Origin of the sequence: Gordonia bronchialis DSM 43247, assembly GCF_000024785.1 — a bacterium.
Classification (GTDB): Bacteria; Actinomycetota; Actinomycetes; order Mycobacteriales; family Mycobacteriaceae; genus Gordonia; species Gordonia bronchialis.
In genome coordinates, this window is record NC_013441.1 from 777,438 (window position 1) to 791,131 (window position 13,694).

A 13,694-nucleotide genomic window follows, 5' to 3' on the forward strand; every position below is an offset into this window, starting at 1 on the left:
CGATGGCGGGGAATTACTCGATTACGGTGCGGCGCCACAAGTCTCGTTGCTCATCGTGCACGATGAGACCCGCAGCCTCGAAGTCGCGCAGCCATCCACCCATCGGCCAGTGTCCCCAGCGTCGCCGGAACATCTCGCCATTGCGGAGAATGTCGTCCACGTGCTCGACGGGCGGGTCGGACACCGGGTGGTGTTGGTGATACGCGTCGGCGCCGCCGACCCAGGCGATCGCGAACCCGCGATCGGCGGCCAGCATGGCGAAATCGGTGTCCTCGCCACCGTACCCGCGGTATTCCTCGTGAAAGCCGCCGATGGCCTGCCAGTGATCAGCGGTGAGCGCGAAGGACAACGACCAGAACAGCGTCATCTGATCGTCGACGACGACGTGCCCGGGTACGGGTGCCGGCCGGGCCGGATGCGGATTCGTGTAGGCGGTTAGGTCGTCGGAGGTCTGATCCGGCCGCAGGTAGGTGACCGGCCCGCAGAACAGGAGGCTTTGTCCGGCATGGGTTTCCGCGGCACGTCGATAGTGTTCGACCAGCTCGGTGCCAGGAATGCAGTCGACGTCGAGAAAGACCAGCAGCTCAGCGCCGGCCTCGATCGCCCGTCGCGCACCGACGTTGCGTGCCCGTGCCAGTGGCAACGTCTCGGTCCGCGCCGGGAGGTCGATTACGATGGTGGCGGGATGATCGCCGGCTACGGTGCGGATCTCGGGATCACTCATCGCGACCACGATGTGCAGATCCGGTGGCCGTGTGGTCCGTGCGACTCCCTGGATCTGCCGTCGCAGATGGCGGTGACGTCCACGTGCGATGGTGATGAGCGCGGTGCGCCGCATCATCGGTTCGCGGACGCCAGGATCGCGTCCGCGGCGCGTCGGGCCGCACCCCGGGTTCGCCACGCCGACCAGTCGGTCACGGGTGGCCGGTCCACCACCGACTCCCATTCCCGTGCCGACGGCCAGCGCGCGCAGACCCTGGCCAATCCGTTGTGGCACAACGTGTGTGCTGTGGCCACCTGTTCGTCGAACGGACGCTGCTGCGGCATCACCAGGGCGGGTCGGCCAGCGCACGCCACATCGGCGACGCTGCCCTGTCCAGCGTTGATGACGACGAGTCCGGCGGCACACAGATCCGGCCACGGGTCGTCGACCCAGGTGCCGAAGGCGGGGCCCAGTCCACGGACGACCAGGCCGGGATGAGCGGCGCGGATCGTGGCCAGGTCGGCAGCCGCGGTGTCGACGCCGCCGGTGCCCGACATGACCAGCACGTCGGCACGCCGACCGACATCGACGGCCGGGACGCGGCCGTCGTGACGGCTGATCCCGCCGGTGAAAGTCGTTTTGGTACGGAACCTTTCGAGCCAGTCCGGTCGGTACAGGTGTTCCGGCCAGGGCGCGATGATTGCATCCGCGAGCCGATAGGCGAGTTGGTGCGCGGCGTCGTCGCGCCGGCCGGGCATGGCGACCACGACAACCGGTACGCCCATCGTCCGTACGAAGACCGCCACCTCGACCGAGACGTCGACCACCATCGCCGACGGCGAGCGGGTGGTCACGAACTCCGCGATCTGCGCCATCCGGTCGCGCAGTCCGCGGTCGCGTCGCGGAACCCAGTGCAGCGCACCGTGAGCGGTGACTTCAGTGGGATGTGTTGCGTGGTCGTCACGTTCGAGCCGCAGCACGTCCACGCCTGCGCCGAGGTCGGTGTCCAGACTGGTCAGTGCCACCACCGGGGTATCGAGGTGATTGATCACGGCCTGCGCGCGGGTGCGGTGCCCGCTGCCCTGATGATGAATGTAGTAACCGATCATCGTCGCACCTCCCGGCCGTCGACGAGACCGGCGTAAAGATCCTGATAGCCGTCGAGCATCGCAGCCTCCGAACACCGGCGCAACGCATGCTCGCGAACCCGTTCGCGGTCGATGCCGGCGGCCGCGATCGCGCCGGACGCGAGTGCGTGGGTGTCGTCGGCGTCGACGAGAATGCCTGCATCCCCGAGGAATTCCGGAATGCCGCCGCGACGAAACGATGCCACCGGGGTGCCGCAACACAGCGATTCGGCGACCACCAGGCCATACGGCTCGTCCCACCGGGGGGTGACCAGCGTGACCGCCGACGAGCCGATCATCGCGACAAGGTCACGCTGGGCGAGGTGACCGACGTAGCGGATCCGGTCGTCGAGTTGCGGGGCGATGCGAGTCGTGAAGTACTCGCGATCACTGACCGGTCCGGCGATCCGCAACCCCCGGCCGGCGAGGCGAGCCGTCTCGATCGCGAGGTGCGCACCCTTCTCCGGCACCAGTCGTCCGAACCAGGCGAAGTCGTCGCCGCCCTCGCCGACGGGCCAGCGGTCGGCGTCGATCCCGTTGGGTATCACCGGAATCGGCCCGGTCACGTGACCCCACGACGCTGCGGTGTGGGCGCTGACGGCGACGCAGTTGGTCGGTGGCGACATCGTCATCGCCGACTCCAGCCACGGCGTCGGCGGCGTGTGCAGCGTGGTGACCATCGGTGTGGCAACAGCGGGCGCCATGGCGATCGGCAGATAGTGCAGGCTGTGGTTGTGGATGACGTCGTAGTCCTGCGACCGTTCGGCGAGATTGAGCATGAGTGACAGGTAGGCGTGGTGTTCGCGCATCGCCATCACCGGGGGCATCGACACATCGGCCCGCGCACCGGCCGACGGCTCGAAGTGATCGGCACGCAGCAGGGCAGTCCGCGGTGGTACGTCTGAACCGGGCGCGGCGAACAGGGTGACGCGATGTCCGGCGCCGGTCAACGCGCGAGTGAGATGCCAGACGTGGGCCTCGAGGCCGCCCGCGAAGGGCTCGGCTACGGGGTATCGACTCGACGCGATCATCGCGATCCGCAGCCCGGATCGCCTGGCGTGCTCAAGCATTGAGGCTCTGCCGATACAAGTCCCGATGCGCCGCGGCCAGCTTGGCGCGCTGCTCGGCACGATGGTCCCAGCTCGGACGGTACGCCGTGGACCGATAGACCTCGTCGACAGCGACCGCCAGCGAGTCGGCGTCGAAGGTCGTCTCGTCGTGCCGGTACACGGCGCAGCGCTGCTGCTGCCGGTAGTACCCGCAACTGGGTGCGATGACCTGCGTGCCCAGATCATGGCAGGCTTCCAGCCACCCGGAGTGGGTCCCGAACCGGTACGGCAGTACCGATACATCCAGCGACGCCAGATAGGACCACAATTCGTCGTCGGAGAAGTAGGGATGAATGTGCAGACGGGCGCGCGGGTGATCACCGAGGGCGACGATGGCCGCGCCCACCTGCGGGTTGTACCAGTGATCGTCGGGGTCGAAGACCTCATCGTGGACGTTGATGGCCACGACGACGTCGTCGTAGCGCTCGGCGATCCCCAACAGGGCCTCGATCACCGACAGCGGATCCATGTTCGCGCGAACGCTTTTCGCGTGCACCCCGATCACGAACGGGCGGTGTGGTTCGCGGCGTCCGCCGAATCGGTCCGGCGGGATCACGTGCGGATGCGGCAGCACCGTCGCCTGACGCTGCCACCGGTTCGAGATCTCCTGTGCGGCACCCGGTGTCAGGGTGATGATCTCGTCTGCTGCGTCGAGGAGAACCTCGAGGACATCCTCGTGGGCACCCGGCTCCGGATGGTGAGGATTGCGCAGGTCGTGCAGGGTGTAGACGAGCGGCTTGTCGTGGCGGGCCAGGTCGTCGGCGACGCCGGCGATCGTCTCGGGCGGGAGGGCATCGAAGCCGAAGTGGACGTGGAAGACGTCGAATTCGCGGTGATGTCGTGCGACCCAACCGGGTTCGAGCATCAACGGTGGCCACCATCCACCGGGCACCGTGGCCCCGTCGGCCGGCCGTGGGTCGGGTAGCCGGGTCACGGCGTCGTCGCCGGTGGGCGGCGACAGGTGCCGCACGTAAACGTGCGACGCGGGGACGGATGCGACCCGGATGGGACCGTCACCGACGGGATTCGACATCAACCTTCGACCTCACTCACGCGGTACGACGACAGGGAGGCGGCTGCTGTCTGAACCTCCGATGTGGCCTGGTTACCCCGTGCAGGTGCGCATCAAACCAGATGCGCTGACCGGCATCAGCGGAACACGATGCACGTGGTGGTGCCGTGCGCGACGAGCTTCCCGTCGTCGGAGAACACCTTGCCCTCGGCGGTCGCGGTCTTGCGGCCGGCATGAATCACGGTGCCCACGGCGGTGAGTTCGCCGGCATTCACGGCCACCGAGCGGATGTAGTTGATCTTGAGTTCCAGCGTCGTGTAGCCGACGCCGGCGGGCAGGGTGGTGTGCACGGCGCAACCCATCACCGAGTCAAGCAGCGTCGCGCAGATGCCGCCGTGCACCGTGCCCAGCGGGTTGGCGAAGTCGGGTTTGGGGGTCACCGCGAAGCTCACCTCGCCGGAGTCGATGCGCACCGGCCGCATACCGAGGAGTCGTCCGATGCTCGGGTGGTCGTCGCGATTCGGGCTGTCACGCCAGGCCCGCAGTAGTTCGAGGCCGGAGAGTTGGAGCGGGTCGTTTTGGACATCTGTTGTGGTCATGACTATGTATGCTTGCATAGAAGTCGTCGATTATGAAGGTCTGCATAGGAGTGCGCATGGCGTCACACACCTCGACCCCGGTGGCGCAGGGTGCCGACGAGCGGGGCCCGCGGGAGCGGATGGTGATCCATGCCGCCGATCTGATCGGGCGTGACGGCGTGGCCGCCACCTCTATCGGCGACGTCATCACCGCGAGCTCGGCCCCGCGCGGGTCCATCTACCACCACTTTCCCGGCGGCAAGACACAACTCATGACCGAGGCGGTGCGCTACGCCGGTGACTTCATCGCCGACCGCATCGGCACACTCCGCTCGCACACCGCAGCCGAGGCGGTCAGCGACATCGGCGACGTCTGGCGACGCATGCTGGTCAACACCGACTATCAGTTCGGCTGCCCGGTTCTGGCCGGCGGCCTGGCCCGCGGGACCGAACCGCAGGTCGCCGACGCCGCCGAGGAAGTTCTCACCCAGTGGATCGAGATGGTCGCCGCGCGGCTCGTGCTCGAGGGCGTCGACGCCGATCGGGCGGGGTCGCTGGCCAATCTCGTCGTCGCATCCATCGAGGGTGCGGTCGGGCTGTGCCAGACACGGCGCAGCGTCGAACCGCTCGACAAGGTGATCGTCGAGCTGGCCGCGTTGTGTGAGACTCTCGTGCGCTGATCGGGGCCGGTCACCCCGGTGTGAATTCGGGGGTCCTCAGACGGGTGGGCATCGCACTATATGCAATGCCACCACCTCAGAACCCGGCGAAATTCGCACCACCGTCGACACCCACGCGACCGGACGTTTCCATACCAAGGGTTCAGGTGTCGTTCATCACGTAGTAGGTTCATCCCTCGAGTGGGCGTACCTGTCGGGGGTCCGGGCCGCCCGGATGACGCCTGCGCGCAGCGCCGCGCACGAACTGTGGGGGAGCACGACCGAGATGACGCCGGTGTTCATGCAGGCTCTGGGGTCGGATTTCGACCGCCTGCATCCGAATCTGGCGTGGCGCTACAGCATCGACTCGACATCGGGTGTCGCGCTCAACGGGCACGGCATGTACGAGTCGGTGTACATCAATTCCGCACTCACCCCGCCGGTCATCCGCTACTACGGCAACCGCGCGGCCATGCCGGCGCGCACCAGCCGCATGGTGCCCTTCACCGAGGAGCACTACTGCTATCGCGACGAACTCGGACGCGAGTGCCTCGCGATGTTGCGGACCTTCGAGTACTCGAATGGGACCAAGAAACTCAACTCGGTCAAGGTGCCGGCCAGTTCGGGCATCGTCGACTTCTTCGGTGACGGTCCCGAATTGTTGTATCCCGTCGAACTGTCGGTGAACAGCCGTGGCGATCTGCTGATGGAGAGCGGCCCGCTGCGCTGGCTGGGCAAGGGACCCAAACTCGGGATGCGCGGCCTGTTCGGCGCGCAGATGCGCTACATGGAGGGCTGGGACGAGAAGAACGATCGTTTCCGCTGCGACGCGACGGTCCGCAACCCCGTGATCGGCGAGATCCTGCATTTCCGGGGCTGGTTCACCACCGCCGACCGCCTGTGCACCCTGCAGGACATCCCCGACGAGGCGTGGACCGAGAATCTGATCGACCGGGAGAGCTGACCGCCCGAATCCCGATGCCGGTGGTTGGCTGCATGCCCGCGCAGGGGTGGGGGTAGGTTCTGCTCATGGCTGTCTCCGCGAAAACCGAATTCGACGTCGCCGCACCCCCCGCCGTGGTGATGGAGGTGTTGATGGACATCGAGTCCCTCCCGGAATGGTCGGGACCGCACAAGGAAGCGGAGATCCTCTCCGAGCACGAGGACGGTCGCCCCGACCAGGTGCGCATGGTCGTCACCGCCGCCGGCATCTCCGACGAGCAGACGTGCAACTACGAGTGGACCGACACCACCTGCGAGTGGCACCTCGTCGAGTCCAATCAGCTCAGTCAGCAACACGGCAAGTACACGGTCAGCGAAACCGACAAGGGCGCCCACGTGGAGTTCGTGCTCGAGGTGGACCTCAAGATCAAACTGCCCGGTCTGATCGTCAAGCGCGCGCAGAAGATGGCCGTCGACACCGCGAAGAAGGGGCTCACCGCAGAGGTGGAGCGCCGCGCGTCGGCCTGATCGATTCGACGACGCAGCCGCCGCGACTCCGGTGGGCGTGACGGATGGGACGCGACGTTGCCGATCCGTGACTCAGGGGAGGCCCGTCGTGGCTCGATCGGCGATCCGCGTTCGGTACGCTGGCATCATTCCCCCCCGCACCACTCCCGCCATTGGAGGCCAATTAAATTGCATATCAACAGGATTGCCGCACGAGTCGCGGTCGCGGTCATCGGTGGCGCCGGGCTGGTGTGGTTCGCGGGAATCGGTGGGGGTGAGGCCGCGGCGGCCACCTGTACCGCCTCCAACGGTCACCAGATGCAGGTGATCAAGGGCCAAAGTGGTTGCGGCGCCAAGGCCGGACGCGGGGCCACCGCCAACGCCGAGGACTCCAGCGGCGCGGGCACGGCAGTCGCGGTCTCCGACAACGGCGGCAACGCGCGCGCGCTGAACATGCAGCCCGGATCGTCGGCGCTCGCCGGGGCCAACACCCGGGGCCAGGCCTACGCGGTGACCACCGGCCCCAAGGGACTCTCGGTGGCGCAGGCCCGCCAAGGTGGGGTCTCGGTGTCTGTCGGCGGCTGGGGCGGACAGGCCTACGCCGGCCCGGCAGGTGCGGCATGCAGTGGCGGATTCGCCGCGGCCGTGGACACCACCACGGGCAAGGGCTGCCTGCACGCGGGTTCCATCGATCTGCGGAACTAGGGAGCACCAGGGAGACACGGCGCCAGATCCGAGTTCACCCCTTCGCAACGCGCTGTTCGGGAGCCCGACCTATCGTTGGGTGGTGACCGAGTTACACGACCTTGACCAGATCGGCCCCGATTTCAGCGTGCTCAACGGCCGGGAGGCCCTGCAGCAGCTCGTCGATCTGCACGACACCACCCAGTTCGCCGTCAACGACGACGATGACGACGACCCGGTGCTGCTGACGCTGCCCGAACGCAATGTCGTCGACACGTGGCGGCAGGACTACCCCTACGACGAGCGGATGAGCCGTCGTGAGTACGAGGTCACCAAGCGTCGCCTGCAGATCGAGCTGCTGAAGCTGCAGAAGTGGTCCAAGCAGAACGGCCAGCGTCATCTGCTCGTCTTCGAGGGGCGTGACGCCGCGGGCAAGGGCGGCACCATCAAACGCTTCAACGAGCATCTCAATCCGCGCGGCGCCCGCGTCGTCGCACTGGAGAAGCCCAGCGAGCGCGAGTCCACCGAGTGGTATTTCCAGCGCTACGTCCAGCATCTGCCGGCCGGCGGCGAGATGGTCTTCTTTGATCGGTCCTGGTACAACCGTGCCGGTGTCGAACGGGTGATGAACTTCTGCACCCCCGAGCAGTACGACCAGTTCATGAGTCAGGTACCGGCCTTCGAGAAGATGCTCGTCGACGACGGGATCAACCTGGTCAAGTTCTGGTTCTCGGTGACCCCGCTCGAGCAGCGCACCCGCTTCGCGATCCGGCAGATCGATCCGGTGCGGCAGTGGAAGCTCTCGCCGATGGACCTTGCGTCACTGGACAAATGGGACGCCTACACCGAGGCCAAAGAGGCCATGTTCGCTGCCACCGACACCGACCACGCGCCGTGGACGGTCGTCAAGAGCAACGACAAGAAGCGGGCACGCATCAACGCGATGCGCCACGTGCTCAACCTGTTCGACTACGAAGGTAAGAACCTCGAGCTCGTCGGCACACCGGATCCGCTGATCGTCGGACGTGCCGCCGACGTCATCGGGGAGTAGCGGCCGGAGCCGCTGCGGGCATCGTCGTCGGCGTCGGTAGCCTCGTGCTGTGCGAAGTTTCGTGAGCGGTTTGCTGACCTTGATCGCGGTGGTCGCGAGCGTCGTCGCGGTACCCGGGATGTGGATCGCCGAACGCCTCGTCGACGAGGACGGGTTCATCTCCGTGGTCACCCCGATGGCGTCCGACGACAACGTCAAAACCTTCCTGGCCGACCAGATCACCGACCAGGTGGTCTCCCGTGCCGACCAGATCGGCGCGGGTCAGCTGGACCGGCCCATCGCCGCGGTGGCCAAACCGGTGGCGCAGCGATACACCGAGAGTCCCGGATTCCGGGAGGACTTCGTGACGCTGGTGCGCCAACAGCATTCCTGGCTGTTCGACGAGCCGCAGCCCGGGGCCGAACGGTCGGTGATGCGGGTCGATATCACCCCGATGGTCAATCGGGTGGTGCGCGAGGTCTTCCCGGCCGCGCAACCCGTGCCGGGGCCGATCGAGATCGAACTGGTCAATCGCGACATCAGCCTCGAAGCCGGCCACTATCACCGGTTCGGCAACCAGATCACGCTGCTCGCCTGGACATCGACGATCGTGGCCGTCGTCGCGGGCATTCTCGCGCTGCTCTTCGCCCGCCGGCGCGGCACCGTGCTCGCCTGGCTGGGCATCGGGCTGGTGCTGTCCTGTGCCGCGGCCTGGGCGGCCGGCGCGCTGCTGGGGCGGGAGGCTCGCAGTCGGGTCTCCGACGCCGACGACACCGCCCGAAAGGTCGCCGACCTGTTCATCGACCGGTGCGCGGAGGATCTCACCCACGTCGTGCTGATCGTCGGTGGCGTGGGTGTCGGGCTGGTGGTGCTGGGCGTCATCGTGCGGCTCGTGTTCCCCGGCACACGTCGCAGGCGTGCCACATACGACGACGCCGGTTATGCGGCGAACGGCTGGAGCCCCCGCTGAGCAGTTTCCGGTAGGACACCGAATTACCGCTGCCGTGTTGCCGTCGAGGTGGGACACTGGACGTCGGGTCTGGTTTTGCGGAGGTGGCGAGATGGACGTGACGACGCGCACCGCCCGGCTGCGGTCCGTACCCCGAGCGGTGTGGTCGGTGGTGTCCTCGGCACCGCTCACCTGCGCCTGGCTCGTGGTGATGCTCGTGACGACGATCGTCCAGCACAGCGCGAGTCCCGAACAACTGCACCACATTCTGGTGACCCGGTCGACCAACCTGCACCACCTGACGACCGACCCTCTGCACGTCCTGTTCACCAGCCTGTTCTGGCTCGACGGCGCGTACTGGCTGCCGTATCTGCTGGCGTTCGCCATCTTCCACATCCCGGCCGAACGCTGGCTCGGTTCGCTGCGCTGGCTGCTGGTGGGCCTGAGCGCTCACGTGCTGGCGACCTATATCAGTGAGGGACTCCTCGGGCTGGCCATCCGAGACGGCGTTGCCGGCGAATCGATGGTGCACGTGACCGATGTCGGGGTCAGCTACTTCCTGGCCGGCATCGTCGCCGTACTCACCTACCGGATCGCCACCCCCTGGCGCTGGGTGTATCTGGCCGGCGTGATCGTCGTCTACGGTGCGCCCCTGATCACCGCGCTGACCTTCACCGCCATCGGGCACTTCGCGTCGGTGCTGATCGGTCTCGCGTTCTATCCCATCACACGAGGCCGCGACACGGCGCCGTGGAATCCGCTGGATACGGTGCGGGCGTTGCGATCTCGTCTTACCCGAGCAGGTTGAGTCCGCCGGGTCACCGCAGAATGCGGGCGAGGAACGGTGTCGAGTCAGGCATCGATGCCAGCACGGCACTGGAATGGTCGTCGGCGGGGTAGACGTGCAACGTGACCGGCTGATTGTTCGCCTTCATCTGCGCGTACAGAGACAGGGCCGACGGGGCGGGCACATCCACGTCGCGCAGACCTTGACCGAGGAAGATCGGTCGGTCGTAACCCTTGTACGGCGTGGCCATGTAGGAGTGCAGTGCCGAACTCAAGCCGGGAATCGTCAACAGCGGCTTGATGAACCACGTCCGGACGTCATCCCCGGCCAACGCGGACTTCAGGACCGGATAGCAGGTCGATCGGCCCTGGGCGAGACGCGCCAGGCCCTTCGGGCTCATCACCGAGGTGACGTTCAGGTCGGGGCGGGTCTCATTGAAACCGGCCAGGATGTATGCGGTGTAGGCGTTGAGGCCGCCGGGAAGATTGACGGGCGGGACCGCCGGGCCGAGATTCTGGTAGAGATACTCGAGGTTCGCGGGGATACCGGTCGCGACCACGCCGCGATAGTCCAGCCCGGTGCCGCGACTGAACGTCGTTGCGTACCGAGCACCGTTCAGCGCCGCCGCCGCACCCTGCGATTGGCCGATGATCGCCCAGCGTCGGGCCAGTGGCAGTCGCATCTGCGCGGCGGCGACGACGACATCGACGATGGAGTGCGCTGCGGTCACCCCGTTCAGATAGGCCATGAGGCCCGGAGTGCCGAGCCCGACGTAGTCGGCTGCCACCACCGCATACCCCTGCTGTAACCAATGTCCGAGGTACTTCTGGTCGCGGGCGCTACGAGGGAACGCCGACGGGGTGCACTGGTCGGCCATTCCCACCGTGCCGTGCGCCCAGGAGATCACCGGCCAGCCGCCACGCGGCGGAGCGCCCTCGGGGAGGAAGACCGCACCGGTGCTGGTCGCCATCCGATGGTGCTGGTCGAGGGAGCTGAACTGGATGCGGTAGGCAGCACCGGCGTCCGGCAGATTGAGCGAACGGGCAAGCGGCACAGAGGCGATGAGGGTACCCGCTCGCAACGGCACCGGCCCGCGGTAGGCGGTGACGTCCAGTCCGGACCACTGTGGGACGCCGACCGACACGTCGTCGTCGGCACGCGCGGTCCCGGCCGCGGCGAGCGACATGGTGGTGATGACCACCGCGATCACAGCGGACACGATCATCGGGGGTACGGCGCGTCGACGGCGGGCGCGGAGCTGGAGATTCACGTCTGAGGACTCTATTCATCCACAGCGCACGTACGCCCGCCTCCGGGCCGATCGGGCACAACTGTGCGCTCGGGATGTCACTGTTCGGCCGGGAGATGACGTGCTGGCCGGTGACGCGCGAGCTGGGCGGCGACACGGGGTGCGCCCGCCTCGCGGCGTCAGTCGGCCGGAGACAGTGTGCGCCAGAGGAACTCGTAGGCCAGCGCAGACTTGAAGGCCGCCTGCTTGTTGTCGGCGGCACCGCCGTGGCCGCCCTCGATGTTCTCGTAGTAGGCCACGTCGTGGCCGGTCTCCTCGAGCCGGGCGACGAGCTTACGGGCGTGGCCGGGGTGGACACGATCATCGCGGGTGGAGGTGGTCACCAGGATCGGCGGGTACTCGGCGTCGGCACTGATGTTCTGGTACGGGGAGAACGGTTTCATGAACTCCCACTGATCCGGGTCGTCGGGATCACCGTACTCAGCCATCCACGAGGCGCCGGCGAGCAGCAGATGATAGCGGCGCATGTCGATCAACGGGACCTGGCACACCAACGCGCTGAACAGGTTCGGGTAACGCGTGAGCATGACGCCCATGAGCAGTCCGCCGTTGGATCCGCCCTGCGCGCCGAGCTGACTCGCGGTGGTGAGTCCGGTGTCGACGAGGGTGCGCGCCACCGCGGCGAAGTCCTCGTACACCTTGTGGCGGCCCGCCTTCTGCGCCTGGGTGTGCCAGGCCGGGCCGTACTCGCCGCCGCCGCGGATGTTGGCGATCACGTAGATGCCGCCGCGATCGATCCAGTTCTGCCCGGCGATCGTCAGATAGCCCGGCGTCAGGGAGTTCTCGAAGCCGCCGTACCCGTAGAGCAGGGTCGGTCCCGTGGTCACGTCGCGTCGTCGGACCACGAAGTAGGGAATTTGCGTTCCATCGTCGGAGGTCGCGAAATGCTGTTCGGCAGTGACGTTCTCGGCGTCGAAGAACGACGGGCTGCGCTTGATGACCGTGGCGTCGACGCCGCTGTCACCGTGCAGCAGGCTCGGTGGGTCGGTGAAGGACGTCGCCGACCAGAAGACCTCGTCGCTCTCGTCGGGGTCGGTGTCGAGGACCGAGATGGTGGCGAGCTCCGGCAGGCCGGGCATGTCGACGGGCGTCCAGTCGCCGACGCTGCGCACCTCGACGCGGGTGTGCACATCATGCAGGGTGACGATGATAAGATGTGAACGCGTGAAGGCATAGTCGACGAGGCTGGTGTGCGCGTCCGGACGGAACAGCACCGTCGCGGTGCGGTCGCCGGCGAGGTAGGCCGGGTAGTCGAAGACGAGGAGTGTCCCCGGTGCGTGTGTGTCGTCGCCGACGGTCCACTCCGAGCGGGTCAGCACCAAGAGCCAGTCGCGTCGCACACCGGCGTGGGCGTCGGTGGGAACTTCGACGAGTTCGGTTCGGCCGTCGTGCAATTCGTAGAACAGTGAGTTGAAGAAGTCGGTGGAGCGGCGCAGGAAGTGGCGCTCGAAGCCGGGGGTGTCGTCGTAGACGGCGCGGACCGACACATCGCTCACCTCGCCGGCGAAGACGGTCTCCGCTTGGGCCAGTGGTGTGCCGCGTGTCCAGCGTTTCACGATGCGGGGGTACCCGGAATCGGTGAGCGCGCTCCGGCCGTCCGGCTGCTCGCCGAAATCCGTTCCGACGTAGACGGAATCGCGGTCGATCCAGCTGACGCTGGACTTGTTCTCGGGTAGCTCGAACCCGCCGTCGACCCAGCTGCGGGTGGTCAGGTCGAATTCGCGGACCACGGTGGCGTCGGCGCCGCCGCGGGACAACGAGATGAGTGCCCGCTCATGGTCGGGCCGCAGCACCGTGGCGCCCGCCCACACCCAGTTCTCGTCCTCGGCGCGGGCGAGCTCGTCGACGTCGATGAGGACGTCCCACTCGGGGTCGTCGGTGACGTAGGAGTCCAGCGTGGTCCGCCGCCACAGGCCGCGCGGGTTGGTGGCGTCCTTCCAGAAGTTGTAGAGGAACTCACCGCGCCGTCGTACATAGGGGATCCGGTCGTCGGTGTCGAGGGCGGCCAGGGTGGCCGCTTCCATGTCCCGGAACCGATCCGACGACGTCAGATCGTCCACGGTCGGCTGATTGTGCGTGCGTACCCAGTCGAGGGCGTCGTCTCCGGTGACATCCTCGAGCCACAGGTAGGGGTCGGCATCATTCGTCGGGTCGTGCTGGGTCATGGCAACCAACTTACGCGGCCGCCGATGCCGAGCCGCCGTCGGCGTTCCCGGCAGATCGCGTGTGACCTGCGCAATCCGCCCCTCGGCGATACCGGTGCGGCGTACTGTTTTCCCAGGGTCGGAGATCGAGGGT

General features: G+C 67.1%; 14 protein-coding genes. 7 read left to right on the plus strand and 7 right to left on the minus strand.

Annotated features, from left to right (window positions below; genetic code table 11):
- Positions 1–13: 13 nt before the first annotated feature.
- From GBRO_RS03560 to GBRO_RS03580, 5 genes are all read right to left on the minus strand, one after another.
- Positions 14–841 carry a glycosyltransferase family 2 protein gene (locus GBRO_RS03560; RefSeq protein ID WP_012832624.1) on the minus strand — a complete coding sequence of 276 codons (828 nt, stop codon included), beginning with the start codon at positions 839–841 and terminating at the stop codon, positions 14–16.
- Complete coding sequence (locus GBRO_RS03565; RefSeq protein WP_012832625.1) at positions 838–1,812, minus strand: glycosyltransferase family protein; 975 nt, start codon at positions 1,810–1,812, stop codon at positions 838–840. Before GBRO_RS03565 ends, GBRO_RS03560 begins: the two co-directional genes overlap by 4 nt.
- Positions 1,809–2,900 carry a glycosyltransferase gene (locus GBRO_RS03570; RefSeq protein WP_012832626.1) on the minus strand — a complete coding sequence of 364 codons (1,092 nt, stop codon included), beginning with the start codon at positions 2,898–2,900 and terminating at the stop codon, positions 1,809–1,811. Before GBRO_RS03570 ends, GBRO_RS03565 begins: the two co-directional genes overlap by 4 nt.
- Positions 2,893–3,972, minus strand: a complete 1,080-nt coding sequence (locus GBRO_RS03575) for a glycosyltransferase family protein (RefSeq protein WP_012832627.1) — start codon at positions 3,970–3,972, stop codon at positions 2,893–2,895. The genes GBRO_RS03570 and GBRO_RS03575 overlap by 8 nt, the downstream gene beginning before the upstream one ends.
- 116 nt (positions 3,973–4,088) lie before the next feature.
- On the minus strand, positions 4,089–4,568 hold the full coding sequence (locus tag GBRO_RS03580; RefSeq protein ID WP_012832628.1) for a PaaI family thioesterase: 480 nt from the start codon (positions 4,566–4,568) through the stop codon (positions 4,089–4,091).
- A gap of 38 nt (positions 4,569–4,606) precedes the next feature.
- Here GBRO_RS03580 and GBRO_RS03585 point away from each other — a divergent pair, with 38 nt between their 5' ends.
- From GBRO_RS03585 to GBRO_RS03615, 7 genes are all read left to right on the plus strand, one after another.
- Positions 4,607–5,209: a TetR/AcrR family transcriptional regulator gene (locus tag GBRO_RS03585; protein ID WP_012832629.1), complete on the plus strand. Its 603-nt coding sequence runs from the start codon at positions 4,607–4,609 to the stop codon at positions 5,207–5,209.
- 265 nt (positions 5,210–5,474) lie between these two features.
- Positions 5,475–6,152 carry a DUF4166 domain-containing protein gene (locus tag GBRO_RS03590; protein WP_012832630.1) on the plus strand — a complete coding sequence of 226 codons (678 nt, stop codon included), beginning with the start codon at positions 5,475–5,477 and terminating at the stop codon, positions 6,150–6,152.
- A gap of 65 nt (positions 6,153–6,217) precedes the next feature.
- Positions 6,218–6,658: an SRPBCC family protein gene (locus GBRO_RS03595; protein WP_012832631.1), complete on the plus strand. Its 441-nt coding sequence runs from the start codon at positions 6,218–6,220 to the stop codon at positions 6,656–6,658.
- 168 nt (positions 6,659–6,826) lie between these two features.
- On the plus strand, positions 6,827–7,342 hold the full coding sequence (locus GBRO_RS03600; protein ID WP_012832632.1) for a DUF6764 family protein: 516 nt from the start codon (positions 6,827–6,829) through the stop codon (positions 7,340–7,342).
- Positions 7,343–7,424: 82 nt separating this feature from the next.
- Positions 7,425–8,372: a polyphosphate kinase 2 gene (gene ppk2, locus GBRO_RS03605; RefSeq protein WP_041920200.1), complete on the plus strand. Its 948-nt coding sequence runs from the start codon at positions 7,425–7,427 to the stop codon at positions 8,370–8,372.
- Positions 8,373–8,421: 49 nt separating this feature from the next.
- On the plus strand, positions 8,422–9,321 hold the full coding sequence (locus GBRO_RS03610; RefSeq protein WP_012832634.1) for a hypothetical protein: 900 nt from the start codon (positions 8,422–8,424) through the stop codon (positions 9,319–9,321).
- Between the two features lie 91 nt (positions 9,322–9,412).
- Complete coding sequence (locus GBRO_RS03615; protein ID WP_012832635.1) at positions 9,413–10,108, plus strand: rhomboid-like protein; 696 nt, start codon at positions 9,413–9,415, stop codon at positions 10,106–10,108.
- A gap of 10 nt (positions 10,109–10,118) precedes the next feature.
- On the opposite strand, the gene GBRO_RS03620 is transcribed toward GBRO_RS03615, so the two are convergent.
- Both GBRO_RS03620 and GBRO_RS03625 read right to left on the minus strand, forming a co-directional pair.
- Complete coding sequence (locus GBRO_RS03620) at positions 10,119–11,273, minus strand: alpha/beta hydrolase family protein (RefSeq protein ID WP_085950391.1); 1,155 nt, start codon at positions 11,271–11,273, stop codon at positions 10,119–10,121.
- Between the two features lie 242 nt (positions 11,274–11,515).
- A complete protein-coding gene (locus GBRO_RS03625) occupies positions 11,516–13,561 on the minus strand; it encodes a prolyl oligopeptidase family serine peptidase (protein WP_012832637.1) in 2,046 nt (681 codons plus the stop codon).
- Positions 13,562–13,694 lie beyond the last annotated feature (133 nt).

Bases quoted from the DNA above. Each gene is read 5' to 3' on its own strand.
- GBRO_RS03615 (WP_012832635.1), top strand. From the start codon at position 9,413: ATGGACGTGACGACGCGCACCGCCCGGCTGCGGTCCGTACCCCGAGCG.
- GBRO_RS03580 (WP_012832628.1), bottom strand. From the start codon at position 4,568: ATGCAAGCATACATAGTCATGACCACAACAGATGTCCAAAACGACCCG.
- GBRO_RS03575 (WP_012832627.1), bottom strand. From the start codon at position 3,972: ATGTCGAATCCCGTCGGTGACGGTCCCATCCGGGTCGCATCCGTCCCC.
- GBRO_RS03560 (WP_012832624.1), bottom strand. From the start codon at position 841: ATGATGCGGCGCACCGCGCTCATCACCATCGCACGTGGACGTCACCGC.
- GBRO_RS03585 (WP_012832629.1), top strand. From the start codon at position 4,607: ATGGCGTCACACACCTCGACCCCGGTGGCGCAGGGTGCCGACGAGCGG.
- GBRO_RS03595 (WP_012832631.1), top strand. From the start codon at position 6,218: ATGGCTGTCTCCGCGAAAACCGAATTCGACGTCGCCGCACCCCCCGCC.
- GBRO_RS03620 (WP_085950391.1), bottom strand. From the start codon at position 11,273: ATGTCGCTCGCCGCGGCCGGGACCGCGCGTGCCGACGACGACGTGTCG.
- GBRO_RS03570 (WP_012832626.1), bottom strand. From the start codon at position 2,900: ATGCTTGAGCACGCCAGGCGATCCGGGCTGCGGATCGCGATGATCGCG.
- GBRO_RS03625 (WP_012832637.1), bottom strand. From the start codon at position 13,561: ATGACCCAGCACGACCCGACGAATGATGCCGACCCCTACCTGTGGCTC.
- GBRO_RS03590 (WP_012832630.1), top strand. From the start codon at position 5,475: ATGACGCCGGTGTTCATGCAGGCTCTGGGGTCGGATTTCGACCGCCTG.
- GBRO_RS03565 (WP_012832625.1), bottom strand. From the start codon at position 1,812: ATGATCGGTTACTACATTCATCATCAGGGCAGCGGGCACCGCACCCGC.